At 69.7% G+C, this 13812-nt stretch carries 13 protein-coding genes and 1 rRNA gene; 3 read left to right on the top strand and 11 right to left on the bottom strand.

The features are described 5' to 3' along the window. Positions 1 to 48 precede the first annotated feature (48 nt). Positions 49 to 741, top strand: a complete 693-nt coding sequence (locus HF519_RS07255) for a FadR/GntR family transcriptional regulator (protein WP_169411392.1) — start codon at positions 49 to 51, stop codon at positions 739 to 741. A gap of 341 nt (positions 742 to 1082) precedes the next feature. On the opposite strand, the gene glnA is transcribed toward HF519_RS07255, so the two are convergent. From glnA to HF519_RS07220, 6 genes are all read right to left on the bottom strand, one after another. Beyond that, complete coding sequence (gene glnA / locus HF519_RS07245; RefSeq protein ID WP_169411390.1) at positions 1083 to 2498, bottom strand: type I glutamate--ammonia ligase; 1416 nt, start codon at positions 2496 to 2498, stop codon at positions 1083 to 1085. A gap of 703 nt (positions 2499 to 3201) precedes the next feature. Continuing rightward, positions 3202 to 3564 carry a glycerol dehydratase reactivase beta/small subunit family protein gene (locus tag HF519_RS07240; RefSeq protein WP_169411388.1) on the bottom strand — a complete coding sequence of 121 codons (363 nt, stop codon included), beginning with the start codon at positions 3562 to 3564 and terminating at the stop codon, positions 3202 to 3204. Then, on the bottom strand, positions 3561 to 5396 hold the full coding sequence (locus tag HF519_RS07235; protein ID WP_169411386.1) for a diol dehydratase reactivase subunit alpha: 1836 nt from the start codon (positions 5394 to 5396) through the stop codon (positions 3561 to 3563). The genes HF519_RS07240 and HF519_RS07235 overlap by 4 nt, the downstream gene beginning before the upstream one ends. Positions 5397 to 5400: 4 nt before the next feature. Then, positions 5401 to 5982 (bottom strand): propanediol/glycerol family dehydratase medium subunit, encoded by a 582-nt coding sequence (locus HF519_RS07230; RefSeq protein WP_169411384.1) that lies wholly within the window; start codon positions 5980 to 5982, stop codon positions 5401 to 5403. 3 nt (positions 5983 to 5985) lie between these two features. After that, entirely contained in the window at positions 5986 to 7695 is a 1710-nt protein-coding gene (locus HF519_RS07225; RefSeq protein ID WP_169411382.1) for a propanediol/glycerol family dehydratase large subunit, read from the bottom strand. Positions 7696 to 7709: 14 nt separating this feature from the next. Beyond that, positions 7710 to 8153: a diol dehydratase small subunit gene (locus HF519_RS07220; RefSeq protein ID WP_169411380.1), complete on the bottom strand. Its 444-nt coding sequence runs from the start codon at positions 8151 to 8153 to the stop codon at positions 7710 to 7712. A gap of 156 nt (positions 8154 to 8309) precedes the next feature. Here HF519_RS07220 and HF519_RS07215 point away from each other — a divergent pair, with 156 nt between their 5' ends. Then, a complete protein-coding gene (locus HF519_RS07215) occupies positions 8310 to 8717 on the top strand; it encodes a GlcG/HbpS family heme-binding protein (protein WP_169411378.1) in 408 nt (135 codons plus the stop codon). Positions 8718 to 8815: 98 nt separating this feature from the next. Here the strand turns inward: HF519_RS07215 and HF519_RS07210 are convergent, their stop codons facing one another. The 5 genes from HF519_RS07210 to HF519_RS32715 form a co-directional block, all read right to left on the bottom strand. Then, positions 8816 to 9472 (bottom strand): CmcI family methyltransferase, encoded by a 657-nt coding sequence (locus HF519_RS07210; protein WP_169411376.1) that lies wholly within the window; start codon positions 9470 to 9472, stop codon positions 8816 to 8818. Positions 9473 to 9654: 182 nt separating this feature from the next. Beyond that, positions 9655 to 10233, bottom strand: a complete 579-nt coding sequence (locus tag HF519_RS07205) for a MerR family transcriptional regulator (protein WP_169411374.1) — start codon at positions 10231 to 10233, stop codon at positions 9655 to 9657. A 161-nt stretch (positions 10234 to 10394) separates the two neighbouring features. Further along, on the bottom strand, positions 10395 to 10568 hold the full coding sequence (locus tag HF519_RS30295) for a hypothetical protein (RefSeq protein ID WP_211169661.1): 174 nt from the start codon (positions 10566 to 10568) through the stop codon (positions 10395 to 10397). Positions 10569 to 10726: 158 nt separating this feature from the next. Further along, positions 10727 to 11839 (bottom strand): alpha/beta fold hydrolase, encoded by a 1113-nt coding sequence (locus tag HF519_RS07195; RefSeq protein ID WP_169411372.1) that lies wholly within the window; start codon positions 11837 to 11839, stop codon positions 10727 to 10729. Between the two features lie 260 nt (positions 11840 to 12099). Continuing rightward, complete coding sequence (locus HF519_RS32715; protein ID WP_169411370.1) at positions 12100 to 12624, bottom strand: GNAT family N-acetyltransferase; 525 nt, start codon at positions 12622 to 12624, stop codon at positions 12100 to 12102. Between the two features lie 866 nt (positions 12625 to 13490). Between HF519_RS32715 and HF519_RS07185 the strand changes: the two genes are divergently transcribed. Next, a 16S ribosomal RNA gene (locus tag HF519_RS07185) occupies positions 13491 to 13812 on the top strand; the annotation flags it as partial.

The raw sequence follows: 13812 nt of genomic DNA, 5'->3' as shown, positions 1-13812 counted from the left end.
CGGGTCCATTTCGTCACGAACGATCTCGGCGACAGGTGGGAAACACGGATGATCTCCTCGACCTGGGCCGTTGGAGATGTCGGCAAGGTTCTCTCGATCGTCCAAGCGATGATCGACGATGGCGGTCTCGAGCCAGGGACCAAGCTTCCCACGGAACGCGAACTCTCCGAGGTGGCAGTAGCGACTCGAAGCACCGTGCGCCGCGCGCTGCAGATCCTCGAGGCTGACCACCGGATCGTGCGCCACGTGGGACGAGGTACGTTCGTGGCGGCTCCTCAACCGATGCCGAACGGCCTGCCGACTCACGATCTCAAGGTCAGCCCAGCCGAGCTCATGGCGGCGCGGATCATGCTCGAGCCGCACTTGATGCCGCTGGCGATCGCTGCGGCAACCGAGGCCGATGTGGCGGAGATGAAGCGGTGTCTCGCCGGCGGCGACAAGTCGAGGGGCTACGAGGAGTTCGAACTCTGGGATGCTGCATTACACCGGAGTTTTGCCATGGCCACGCACAATGGCCTACTCATCGCCTTCAGCGACGCCTTCAATCTTTCCCGTGCGCAGCCGATCTGGGGCGCCATGAAGCGCAGAAACTTCACTGCTGCGCGGCGAGATGCCTACTTGCGGGAACATCGGGAGATCGTCGCAGCTGTGCTCGACGGGGATGCGCAGTTGGCGCAGCACCTGATGCGGACACATCTCCAGCACGTCCGTGACAACATCTGTGGTAACGGCAGCGCGTAGATCCTGCTCGGAGCTCTGGCCGAATGCGTTTGCACGACGATCTGGAATGGGATCGGGACGGGTCATGCCGATCAACGAGGACATGTTCTTCCCCGTTCGGGACTGCCGGCTCGAGCAGGAACTGATCGCCGGCAGCGAGCTGCGAGTCATTCGACGACGTGCTCGGCCACGTCGGGCTGTTCTCGGTCAACCCCGAGTACATGCCACAGGTCGACCGGCACCTCCGCGAGCTGCTCGGCACGATGGTCTGAGGTTTGGGCGGCGGGGCGGGGAGGTCGAGTCGCCGCTCCGCCGATTGGTCGTACGCACACCGCCGCCCTGATCTGCATTTCGAGTTCGGATCAGAGGTCGTAGTAGAGCATGAACTCCCAGGGGTGCGGCCGCAGGCGGATCTGGTCGACCTCCTGGGTCCGCTTGTAGTCCAGCCAGGTCTCGATCAGGTCGTCGGTGAAGACGCCGCCCTCGACGAGGAAGTCGTGATCCCCCTCCAGGGCCTCCAGGACCGCCTCCAGCGACGCGGGCACGTGCTTCACCGATACCGCCTGCTCGGGCTTGAGCTCGTAGAGGTCCCGGTCGATCGGGTCCGGCGGCTCGATCTTGTTCCGGATCCCGTCGAGGCCGGCCTGCAGCATCGCGGAGAAGGCGAGGTAGGGGTTCGCGGTGGGGTCGGGAGGGCGGTACTCGAGGCGCTTCGCCTTGGGACCTTGCATGTACATGGGGATGCGAACGCAGGCCGAGCGGTTGCGCTGGGAGTAGACGAGGTTGATCGGCGCCTCGTAGCCGGGGACCAGGCGGCGGTAGGAGTTGGTGGTCGGTGCGCAGAACGCCAGCAGCGCAGGAGAGTGCTCGAGGAGCCCGCCGATGTAGTACCGGGCCAGATCGCTGAGCCCCGCGTACCCCGCCTCGTCGTAGAAGAGGTTCTCCCCGTTCCTCCACAACGACTGGTGGACGTGCATGCCCGAGCCGTTGTCGGCGAAGATCGGCTTCGGCATGAAGGTGGCGGTCTTGCCCGCCCTCCAGGCGACACTCTTGACCACGTACTTGTAGTTCATGACGTTGTCCGCCATGGCCAGCAGGGATGAGAAGCGCATGTCCATCTCGGCCTGGCCGGCAGTACCCACCTCATGGTGCTGGACTTCGACGGGGATGCCCAACTCGATGAGGGTCAGGGCCATCTCGCTCCGCAGGTCCTGGTGCTGGTCCATGGGGGGTACCGGGAAGTACCCCTCCTTGTAGCGAGGGCGGTAGCCGCGGCTCCCCGGGTCTCCGGACGCCCAGACCCCCTCGACCGACTCGATGTGGTAGTAGCCCTCGTGCTGGTTCTGATCGAAGCGCGCTCCGTCGAAGATGTAGAACTCCAGCTCGGGGCCCCAGTAGGAGACCTCGGCGATGCCGGTCGCCCGCAGGTTGGCCTCCGCCTTCCTGGCGACGTAGCGCGGATCGCGTGAGTAGTTCTCCCGCGTCATGGGGTCGACGACGAAGCAGTGGATCTGAAGGGTGGGCACCTCGCGGAACGGGTCCATCACCGCCGTCGTCGGGTCCGGCATCAGGAGCATGTCGGACTCGTGGATCTCCTGGAACCCGCGGATCGAGGAGCCGTCGAAGCCGTAGCCCGACTCGATGCCGTCCTCGGTGAGCTCCTCCACGGGGATGGAGAAGTGCTGCATCAGCCCGGGAAGGTCGCAGAATCGAAGGTCCACGATCCGCGCGGCCCTGTCCTGTGCGAGTGCGAGGACGTCTTGAGGTGTTTGAGGCATAACCAGCTCCTTGTCGAATCCGGCCGGTCGGTGCGCTGGATCATTCCAGGATCCCCAAGATTTAAGTGCCAAGGAGCGAGACTTTCAATCGACGACTCTTGATGTAGCGGGATGTGACGTCACGCCGATGGGTCCGGTGCACCGTCCACGTCACGGCTGGCCGCGGCGGCACCGATGAGGAAGCCCTGGTCGAATGCCTGGTGGTCGGCCCGGGACTCGTCGTCGACCGCGGGTTGCGTTCGCAGCGTCAGGTCGGCCCGGGCTCGATCGGCTCGCGCAATACGACCGGTTTCATGTCTTTGTTCCGCTCATCGCGGTGCCTGTCGCTCAGTAACACGAGCACGGCCCACTTCGATCGAATTCGTGGGCCGGTCCGACCGCTAACCGAACCAACGGCAGGAATTCCCCTTCCGGCGAATCGCTGAACCGCGAAGGCGCCGCGTGCACTCAGGCCGGCCCCACGGCTCCCGCCGGCGCTGCTGCTCGAGGCGGCCGAGAAGATCGTCGGCCGTGGCCTGGAGCTCTTCGGCATGCCGCTTGTCCTGGTGGGTCTGCTCCTCGTACGTGGCCAGCCGTTCGCTGACCCGGCTCAGCAGGGACGAGAAGCAGGCCGGAGCGGGCCGCCCGCCCACACCGCACGACGCCTCGACCTCGGGCCGGTGCCGATGGCTCCGGAGCCCCCGGCTGGTCCGCCACGCCGTGCTCAGGGCGCGATCGGCAGCCCCGTGACGATCCGGGCGGCCACCTGGCCCGCGCGCCGCCAGTCCGGCGGGCCCGCCCCGGGGGAGGTGACGTGGGCCGGGGCTCCCGGCGGCAGCTTGGCGTGGTGAACAGCGATGATGCCGCCCGCGTCGATGCCGACGCCGACCTCCAGCCCGGAGGCCAGCGCGGCCGAATGCGCCAGGGCGGCGGCGTCGCGGACCTCGCGGTCCCCGGCGGGCTCGACGCGGGTCGGCACGCCCTCCTCCTCCGCCCCCGCGCACACCTCGCGCAGCACGCCGGGGAACGCGTCGATGTGCCGGCCGATGACGACCGACGGGCGCTCCGCCTCGCGCCTGTCGCTCACCCCGGCTCCTCGGCGTACGCGTCCACCAGCCCGGACGCCACCGCGTTGCGCGGGCCCTCGCTGCCGTGGATGTTCCCGGTGCCGCACACGATCCCGTGCGGGGCGAGCGCGTCGGCGATCATGTCGGGGATCTCGAAGTCGAGCGCCGAGCCGCCGAGCAACACCACGAAGTCCAGCGCGCGCAGGTTGCCCTGCGGTGCCACCTGCCGCAGCGCGCGCACCGCGTTCACGCAGAACACCCGCCGCTTGGCCTCCCGCCGCACCCGGCGGACGGCGTCGAGGGTGTGCCGCGTGGGCACCGGGACCAGCCCGTCGGGGGTCATCACCACGACCCGCGCGAACACGTGCGGCGGCAGCGGCTCGTCGACGAACTCCACCGTGCCGTCCTCGTGCCGGAGGTGGTAGAAGCTCTCCACCTTGCCCAGGGGGTACCGCTTGACGTTCTCGGCCACCTCCCGGTCGTCCAGCGCCAGCTCCGAGGCGATGAGCTTGGTGACCAGCTCTCCGGCCCCCGCGACGTGCACGGCCGTGGTCTCGCCCGACGCGCTGAGCAGGGCGGCGTCGGTCGAGCCGCCACCGAGGTCGATCACCGCGACGGGGCGGTCGACACCGGGCGTGGTGAGCGCCCCGCGCACGGCCATCGCGCCCTCCACCCCGCCGACCCCCGCCGAGGAGCCCAGCTCCGCGGCGACCTGGTCGGCGACGGCCTGCATGCGGCTGCGGTCCGTGCTAACCATCGCCGCGAGCGCGACGGCGTGCTCCAGCGCGACCTCGCCGGCCAGCCCGCCGCGCACCTCGGCGGGGACGATGGTGTCGACGGCCAGCACGTCGTGGATGGCGATCTCGCTCGCCGGCTGGCCGGTGACGTCGGTCATCGTGTCGCGGACCTGCGCCAGCATGCCCCCGACGTGGGTGCCGGGCTCGCCGTGCACGTCGTCGACGGGCTGCGCCCGGGCCAGGGTGTCCATGATCGCGTCGGCCCCGGCGTCGACCTCGACCCGCAGGGTCTTTCCCGCCCCGCGCAGCTCCAGCACGCCGGCCGGGATCAACCGGTCGGTGACGTCCCCGGTCGGGGTCCGGATGACGACCGCGGACCGGTTGCCGGTGAGCGCCCTCGCCACGGGGGACACCTGCCGGGTCTGTGCGGGGTCGAGTGCGAACACGGTCGCCAGGCCGTAGGAGTTCGACAGCGTCCGGATCGTTCGCCCGGGAGGTGCCACCTCGACGGCGGCGAGCATCCCCACCGGGACCTTCTCCACGGCCGCGACCTCGTCGACCACCGGGATCCGCTTCTCGAGCCGGTTGGTGACCAGCACCGCGTCGTCGCCGGCCAGCACCGCCGCCACCACGTCCACCCCGTCGCGGACGGCCGAGTTGAGGGTGGCCGCCACGTCGTCGAAGTCCCAGCCGTGCGGGACGACGACGATCACGGGGCGCTCGCTGTCGCGTCCGTCGCCGAGCAGTTCCCCGATCGGCACCGTGACGCCGACGCCGAGGCCCTCCCCGCCCGGCGTGGCCGGGTTGTGCCCGATCATCGTGGACTCGGTGATGATCGTCTCGGTGATCGTCTCCATGGCCAGTCCGCTGATCACCGGCGTGGCCTCGTTGAGCAGCACCGTGTGCAGCTCGCCGACGGTGGCCCCGGCGCGGGCGAGCACCTCGCGCACCGCGGCCACCGCGCCGTCGGCGTTCTCCGGTGTGCCCTTGACGCCGGTGGTGTGCTTCAAGGCGGTGCCGAGGTAGGTCACCGCCCCGTCGGGTCCGACGCGCGCCAGGCAGGCCTCGGTGGTGGAGTTGCCGACGTCGACCCCGACGACCAGCCTCGTGTCCACCTGGCTAGGCGTGGCTCAGCTCGAAGACGGGCTTCACCTCGACCGGACCGCGGTCGGCCTCGATGCAGTCGAACTCCTTGAGGTGCAGCAGCGCCGCCTTGGCCTGCCAGCGTGGTCGGGCCATCTGGTCGTTGCGCGTCGGGACCGGCTCGGGCGACTCGCCCTTGGCGTACCGCGCGGCGTTCGAGCCGATCTTCCGGAACACCTCGGCGTCGAGCAGCGGCGACTGCGGGAACAGCTCGAGGTTGGACAGGCGCGGCAGGTCCTTCTGGTGGATCATCGCCGTCCCGCGCGACAGCACGCCCACCGCGATCCCCGAGCCGGAGAGCTTCGCGCCGAGGTGGGAGATCGCCGCGAGGTCCGCCGTGTCGCGGACCCGGACCACCCGGGCCGTGACGCCCTGCTCCTCGATGCCGGCCAGCAGCTGGCGCAGCACCTCGGCGTGCGGGAGGTCGACGATCGTCTTCGTGAACTCCCCGGCGAACGCCGGGGACAGCGCGATCACGACCTCGTCGGGACGGCTGCCGCGCTCGGCGGGCCCGGTCTCGCGGAGGCTGACGGTGCGTTCGGTGGCAGGAGTGGCCATCGCTCAGCTCACCTCGGTCTCGGGGTTGGTCGCGGACGTGACGTGACGGAGCTTCTTGAGCTCCTCCCAGCGCTCGCCCTGCAGCCGGTAACCCGTACCCGGGCCGGCGTAGTCGTTGGCGTCGTTGATCGCGGACAGCGGGACGAAGGCGGGCGTGAGGATGGCGGAGGTCTGCAGCAGGTCGCCGGACACCCGCTGGCGCAGCACGGTCAGCAGGTTCTCCGCGACGTCGGTGAACCCCGTGGCCTCCAGCCCCTTGACCAGGTCGAGGCCGGTGACGCCGCGGTCCATCACCGACTGCGCGCCCTTGAGGTCGGCGAGCACGTCGCGCAGCGGGTAGTCGTTCGACGAGTTGGCGTAGACGGCCGCCTCCACCTCGGCATCGGTGATCGGCGGCAGGTCCAGGTACTCGAACAGTGCCTGCAGCGCCCGCGCCGCCTTCTCGCGCACCTGCAGGATGACGTCCTCCCGGACGTGCCGCAGGCCGCCGTCGACCTGCAGGTCGCGCTGGAAGGTGTTCCAGTCGTCGTAGTCGTCGGTGTCGAAGTTGGACCCGGCGAACATGTTGTCGGCGTTCGGCACCCCGGAGTAGCCGGAGCAGACGAAGTCGGTGCCCGGCAGCAGCTGGGGCATCAGCCGCGCCGTGCGGCGCATCGCCGAGTGCGAGAACGACTGGTCGTTGCCCGAGGCGCACTCGAGGTCGACCATGCTCGCGACCAGGTTCTCCGCGGCCACCGCCCGGATCCCGCCCGGCATCGCGCCGGGCACGCCGATGCAGCTGATCGAGCCGTTCTGCAGGCCCTGCACCCCGGCACCCTTCGCCATGAGGATGCAGCGGATCTCCAGGTACAGCATGGACTTGCCCTCGGCGTTGCCCATCTGCACCTCGGAGCCGGTGCCCGAGGTGAACCGCATCTTGATGCCGCGCGAGGCGTACGCAGAGGCGAGGAAGGCCTTGGACCACGGGGTGTCGTCGCCGTCGACGAACACCGACTCGGTGCCGTAGATCGAGATCGTCTCGGCGTAGGCGGTGATGCCGCGCATGCCGAGCTCGAGCTCGGTGGCCTCCTCCAACGCGCACTGGGTGAGCACGCCGCCGCGCCCGACCTGGGCGCCGACCTGCAGCGCGATCGCCACCAGCGGCGCGTAGCGAACCACACCCAGCGTCGTCTCGAGCTCGGCGAACCCGCGCAGCGCGCCCTCGGCGGCGTCCGCGGCGACCTGGATGGGGTTGTCCCGGGCGCTGGTGGAGTGCCCCTGGTTCGCGGGCGTGCGCCGCGCCCGCATCTTCTGCATCCCCTGCATGATCTCGACGACGTTCATCAACTTGACGACGTCGAGGATCTTCGCCGGGGTGAGCCCGCGGGTCACCGCCAGCACGTCGCGGCGGGAGACGCCCGGGTCGATCAGCATGCGGGCGATCTCGTCCGACGGGATGGCCATCGAGGCCTCCGTCGTCGCGACGTCGATCGCGTGGTCGGCGATGAAGGTGTCCATGAAGTCGAACTCGGCGCGCGCCCTGCCGTCGAGCTCGACGATCCGGCCGTCCTCGACCCGGACGCTCGGGCGGGGGTCGAAGTCGCTCTCCATCGCGACGAGGCCCTTCTCGGGCCACTCCTCGACGAAGCCGTCGAGGTTCACCGGGCGGCTATCGAGGATCTCGGTCCGCCGGGACGTCCGGCGGTTGGACGGAGCGGGCTGGGTGGCGGTCATCTCCGGTTCCCCTCTCAGGCCTGCTCGGGCCGGGCCAGCAGGTTGCGGCGCTCGTAGACCTCGGCCGCCTCGCGCACCAGGGCGCCCGACTCCGCGGCGCCGTAGTGCCCTTCCAGCCGCTCGGCGATCGCCAGCAGCTGCTCCTTGCTCGACGCCCGCGGGCGCAGCGCGTTGTAGACCTCCAGCACCTCGGCGTCCGGGATCGCGGTCATCTCCGCGGCCCGCCGGAAGTTGCCCGCCAGCTGCGGCCGGTCGCTCGCGTCGGCGAGCTGGGCCTGCAGCAGCAGGGTTTCCGGCGCGATCCGCAGGTCGTCGGCGGTGACCTCGCCCGAGACGACGGCGTCCATCGTCAGGTCGGAGAGGGCTTTGCCGGTCGGCGTGCGCAGGAGCTCGGAATGGTTGATCGACAGCGGATAATCGGCGGGGCCGAGCGAGATCGACGGCGCGTTCTGGGTCATCAACGTGTCCCCTTCGTCGGCGGGCCCGGCCACCGGAAGCCGTAGTCCCGTGTGACACGTACCACCCCGCGCGTCCGTTGCATAGGCCGCCGCCGCTGGCCGGGATTCGACGGTTGGACGGCTGTGCCGCCATCCGGAACACGGTTTGCTGTGCGTATGAGTGGAACACTGACGTTCGCCGACGCCCAACGCATCCTGGCCGCCGGGCTCGCCCGGGCCGAGGAGATCGGCCAACCGATGAACATCGCCGTCGTCGACGCCGGGGGGCACCTGCTCGCGTTCGGCCGGCAGGACGGCGCCATCCGCGCCAGCATCGACATCTCCCAGCGCAAGGCGCTGACGGCGGTGCTGATGAACGCCCCCACCGCGGCGCTGACCCCGCTCGTCCAGCCCGGCGCCGAGCTCTACGGCCTGGAGCAGACCGCGGGCGGGATGGTCGCCTTCGGCGGCGGCATCCCGATCTACCGCGACGACGAACTGGTCGGCGCGGTCGGCGTCAGCGCCGGCTCCGTCGAGCAGGACGTCACCGTGGCGGAAGCCGCGGTGGCCGCGGCGAAGGGCTGACGCGCCGTCGGTGGTCGCTCGTCGGCGAGGGCCGCTGGCGGCTCCCGTCGCAGACCGGCGCGCCCGTACACGGCGTGCAAGGGGGAGGACGTCTCGGTCTACCTGCCCGCAGGTCGTCCCACCCGGCGCAGGTAGCCACCGGCGTTCCAGGTGAGGAGGAACTTCTCGCACGCGGCGTCGGGCACGAAGTCCCGCGCGTCGGCGAGGAAGATGTCGACCGCTTCCCGCGGGCCCGGTCCGTACTCCGCCCGGACGGGATGGCCGTTGATGTTGGTGTCCTCCACGATGAGATAGCTGCCCGGCGTCACGATCCCGGAGTATTCCCGCAGCTCGGCGAGCACATGGTCGCAGTGGTGGTCGGAGTCGAGAATGACCAGCACGGTCTTGTTGCGCGCGGCCTCCTCACGGACCTGCGCGAGCACGGCGGGATCCAGGGATGAACCGGTGACGTACTCGATCCGGTCATGCTCGGGCCGGTCGCCGTCTTCGTCGACGTCGACGGTGAGGACCCGCCCGTAGCCCATGAGATCGAAGATGCCCGCCATGAAGTACGCGCTACCGCCCTTGTACGTGCCGGTCTCGACGACGAGATCAGGCCGGACCCGGTACAGCAGCTCCTGGTAGACCCACAGGTCCAGTGGGCACTTCCAGATCTTCACGCCGAGCCAGGAGTTGTTCTCGCGAGTCCGTTCGCGGAGGTCGTAGTAGAGGCGGTGGAAAGCGTCCAGCACGTCCTGGTGCGCGTTCGATCCCATGTGCTCCTCCTCCCGCTCCCGTCCGCGGCGCGGCGAGCCCCGCCGTCGGGAGCCTGTCTTCGAGGAAGTCGGCAGCTGGTTCATCGGTCGACACGGCGCCGTCTCCAGGTGGTAGCGGCCGAGGGCCTGTCACGTCCCGGAGCTCTGGTCGGTCGGTCCGAGAGGTGTCGGGCTGACTGCCGTCACCGGTCAGTGTGGAGCAGCTCACATGCTCGCTGTCGCCCCCATCGGCGCAATTCAGATCGGCGATGGGCCGCAAGGACCGCTGCCGGCGTCGGACATGGCGAACGATGTCGTCGGCGTCGGTGACGGCGAACGTCCTGCCCACGCCCCCACGGCGCCGGCCCGGTGAACGGGATAGGGCACTCCGGCCGGCACGAGCACTCGGTGAGATCGCTGCACCCGGCGGCGATCACGTCGACGAGCGAGCGACGGATCTCGCTCAGCTGCGCGATCGTCGTGTCGACCTCGGCGACCTCGGCGACCTCGGCGATCTCGGCCCCGGCGCGGGCGCGCAGCCCGGGACGTGGCCCGCGCTGTGAACCGACCTCGAGCAGTTCGGCGATCTCGTCCAGCGTGAAGCCCAGCCGCCGCGCCCGGATGATCCGCAGCACCGTCACCGCATCCGGCCCGTACTTGCGGTGCCCACCCGGCGAGCGCTGCGGCTCCGGCAGCAACCCGCGCCGCTCGTAGCACCGCAATGTCTGAACGTCGACCCCGGCCGCTGCGGCCGGGCACCCTGACCGCAGCACACCGCTCACGAGACCGGACCCGAGCCGGTACGGACCACCTCCGCGCGCTGCTCCAGTGCGTCCAGGACCGCCACGTACGACTCCGGCACCCGCACATCCAGCTCCATCCCGCCCTCTGCCGGCCGCAGGGTCGAACGTGAAGAACGAGCAACACGCGGTTTCCCGGGCGATCAGCTCCCGCACCGTGGGACGAGCTCGTCACCGCCGGCCACGTACAGCCGCAGCCACATCCGGCCCTGCCGTACCGCAGGACGCACGGACGAGGCGAATACGCCGTCGAACTCGGCGACCCGCAACGGCCGCTCGCTCGACGGCAACGTGCACGTCTCCGGGACCCACGTCATCGCCCCACGTCCTTCCCACCGCCACGATCAGCGCCCGCACGACGACGGTGAACCCGTACCTGGGTACCGGATGCGGTCGCATCACGGTCCTGGAAACGACGAAGGCCAGGGCGCACCCAACCGGTGCGCCCTGGCCTGCTCGTACGAGCCGTCGTGGGTCAGCTCGTGGCCGGAACCTTCCCGCTGAGCCACTCCATCGCTGCGCCGAACGACTCCTGGCTGCTGCGGAAGGCGTTCAGGTCGTGGCCGGCGTCCGGGGTGATGTGTGCGTCGATGGACGGCACGTTCGGGCCGAACCACGGGCGCTCGTTCTCGATCAGCGCCTCCGGGGTCTCACACGGCGCCCCCAGGTCCAGCGGGCCCAGGGTGCAGAAGATGCCGTCGAGGCTGCCGTTGAGCAGGAACACCGGGGCCCGCACGTCGAGCGGGGTGCGGAAGATGACCGGGTAGTTCGCGAGCTCGCCCTGGGAGAACGTGCCCTTGGTGGCCTCGTCCCGCTCGACGATGCGCTCGTCGACGTCGGTGCCCGGCGCGTAGAACAGGTCGTACCGCGTCCCGGGGCGGCTGGTGACGTAGCCGGGGTCGAACCCGCTGCCGGCGAACTGCGGGTCGAGGATCGCCGGGTAGTGCTTGGACTCGATGTTCGTCGGGGTCTGCACCTCGCGGATGTTGTGCGAGACACCGGTGAGGATCAGGGCGTCGACGTCCTGGTATCGCGAGGCCTCGGTGAAGCTGGTCATGCTGCCGTAGGAGTGGCCCACCAGAACGACCTTGTCGAAGGCCGTCGACTTCTTCTCGGGGGCCTCGACCCGGCCCTCGCGCAGGGCCTGCACGACCTGGTGCAGAGCGGTGGCGTTGGAGTCGATGTTGATCGCCGCGCTGACCGGACGGGTGCTGTCACCGTTGCCGATCCGGTCGATCGCGGCCGTCGCGTAGCCGGCCTTCGCGGCCGCGGCCTCCCAGGAGTAGCGGTCGCCCTCGGGATCGTCGGGGTCGGCGATGTTCCAGTACCGGTGGTCGTAGGTGATGCCGTGGACGAGCACCTGCACCGTGTCGGGGGTCGGCTCACCGTCCGGCAGGCACAGCTTGACCACGACTTCCTGCGGGCCCAGCGCCTCGCCCACCGGGACCCCGATGTCCGAGCCCGGGGTGGGCGGGAGCCCCAGTTCGAGGTCGACCGGCAACCGGCTGGTCGTGCAGGTGCGTCCGTTGTCGGGTGCGACCGATGCGGCGACGACCTCCGGGTCGGAAGCGGGACCGGCGGCGGCCACTCCCGGCACCGCGGCGAGTACCGCTCCAGCGGTTGCGGCACACGCGGCCACTGCGCAGGCCACTCGCCGCCTCGACACACTTACGAACACGACCACGCTCCCAATGCTCCGGAGCACCACGCCGATCGGGGCTCCCTCGGATGGAGCAACGACCACCGAGAGCATCGGTGACTGACACGATCGGGAAACGATTCCAGAACTCCGGCACCCACGAGGTCCGGCTCGTGCCGCAGGGGTAGCCGGACGCCGGAGAGGAGCGGTCAGCCGAGGTGCTGGACCGGCTCCGCGTACCGGAAGGTCCCACCGCCGACGGCCTGCCCCAGCAGCCGGACCTGGAATGCCGGGCCCCAGGCCGGGTCGGGGGCGACGACCTGGTGCTGGACCGAGGGCACGAAGCCGAAACGGCGGTAGTACGCCGGATCCCCGAGGAGACCGACCAGCACCTCGTCGCAGGCTTGCGCGGCACTCAGGACGGCATCCATCAGCGCGCTGCCGACTCCCCGCCGCTGCCACGCGGGAAGCACGCCGAGCGGTCCCAGGCCCAGCACCGGGGTGCCGGCAGGTTCCAGCACGGCGCGCGTGGCCACGACGTGGCCCACCACATCCCCGTTCGAAGCCACCGCCACGAGGGAGAACTGGGGCAACCACCACGGCCCGGCGCGCAGCTGATCGACCAGACGGCCTTCGACGACAGGGGCCCCGGCCGGAGTGAGGGGTGCGAAGGCCGCTCTGTGCACGGCGTGAATCGCAGTGACGTCTTCGGGCTGCTCGCGGCGGATCCTCACCGGCCGATCATCCCGCGGTGAGGAGCGTGTGCGCGGCCGGTTCGGAGCTTGAGCTCTGTCGGACAACCCGATGTGGACGAGGTCCGGACCGGCGGGCGCCGTCCGCGACCCATCGAGTCCGTGGATCCCCCGTGTCTGTGCACCCAGGTCCACAACGGCACGGGCCGACCGGAACACCGTCGGACTCCGCGACCGGACGTGCCACGGCCCCGCGCACGGGTCAGGTCGGATCCCGTCCGGACACGCCCCGCCACGGCGCGCGAGGAGCCGATCCCCGACTGGACCGGCAGCGCAGGTCATGCCACCCCGGGTCGCCTCGCGGACAGGCGCGGCGTAGAGCTCGGGAGGACCTCCTCCCGGTCCCGGTCTCGCCGTCGGACGCCGGCACGCAGCAGGAACAGCCACACACCACGTGCAGAACCTCGAACCACCTGCGAAACAAGCATGAATGGTGGCCCGGAACACATTGGAGATGTGCACGCAGAACCTGCTGAAATGCCGCCGTTGAGGCGCGTTTTCGCAGTTCAGGAGCCGTGAAGGGGGCCGATTTGACTCTGCCCCGAGTCGGCGCGTAACTTAGTTCCTGTCAGCGAGACAGCCGGACAGAACGGGCCCTGAGGGTTCGGTCAACAGGCCCGCTGGCGGCCCCCGTCGGACCCTGCCGATCCGCTTGGATCGGGTGGTGTACGGTGGGGCTGGTACGGAACACGGCCCCGGATCCCGCTTGGTGGTGGGTGAGGGTGTGCGGGTGTCTTTTGAGAACTCAACAGTGTGTCGAGCTTGTTTATGAATTGGTTTTTGTGCCAGTTTGTTTGACGCGCCATCGCGGTCCCGTCCGTGGGTGGTGTGGTTGTGAGAGCCAGTTTTTGTTGGAGAGTTTGATCCTGGCTCAGGACGAACGCTGGCGGCGTGCTTAACACATGCAAGTCGAGCGGTAAGGCCTCTTCGGGGGTACACGAGCGGCGAACGGGTGAGTAACACGTGGGTGACCTGCCCTCAGCTCTGGGATAAGCCTGGGAAACCGGGTCTAATACCGGATAGGACCTTGCCTCGCATGGGGTGGGGTGGAAAGTTTTTTCGGCTGGGGATGGGCCCGCGGCCTATCAGCTTGTTGGTGGGGTGATGGCCTACCAAGGCGACGACGGGTAGCCGGCCTGAGAGGGCGACCGGCCACACTGGGACTGAGAC

This window comes from Pseudonocardia bannensis, from assembly GCF_012911875.1.
GTDB lineage: Bacteria > Actinomycetota > Actinomycetes > Mycobacteriales > Pseudonocardiaceae > Pseudonocardia > Pseudonocardia bannensis.
This window is presented reverse-complemented; position numbering and strand designations above follow the sequence as displayed.

Excerpts from the sequence above, each read along its gene's own strand:
- HF519_RS07255 (WP_169411392.1), top strand. The coding sequence starts at position 49 with ATGATCTCCTCGACCTGGGCCGTTGGAGATGTCGGCAAGGTTCTCTCG.
- HF519_RS30295 (WP_211169661.1), bottom strand. The coding sequence starts at position 10,568 with ATGACGTGGGTCCCGGAGACGTGCACGTTGCCGTCGAGCGAGCGGCCG.
- HF519_RS07210 (WP_169411376.1), bottom strand. The coding sequence starts at position 9,472 with ATGGGATCGAACGCGCACCAGGACGTGCTGGACGCTTTCCACCGCCTC.
- glnA (WP_169411390.1), bottom strand. The coding sequence starts at position 2,498 with ATGCCTCAAACACCTCAAGACGTCCTCGCACTCGCACAGGACAGGGCC.
- HF519_RS07215 (WP_169411378.1), top strand. The coding sequence starts at position 8,310 with ATGAGTGGAACACTGACGTTCGCCGACGCCCAACGCATCCTGGCCGCC.
- HF519_RS07220 (WP_169411380.1), bottom strand. The coding sequence starts at position 8,153 with ATGACCCAGAACGCGCCGTCGATCTCGCTCGGCCCCGCCGATTATCCG.
- HF519_RS07225 (WP_169411382.1), bottom strand. The coding sequence starts at position 7,695 with ATGACCGCCACCCAGCCCGCTCCGTCCAACCGCCGGACGTCCCGGCGG.
- HF519_RS07230 (WP_169411384.1), bottom strand. The coding sequence starts at position 5,982 with ATGGCCACTCCTGCCACCGAACGCACCGTCAGCCTCCGCGAGACCGGG.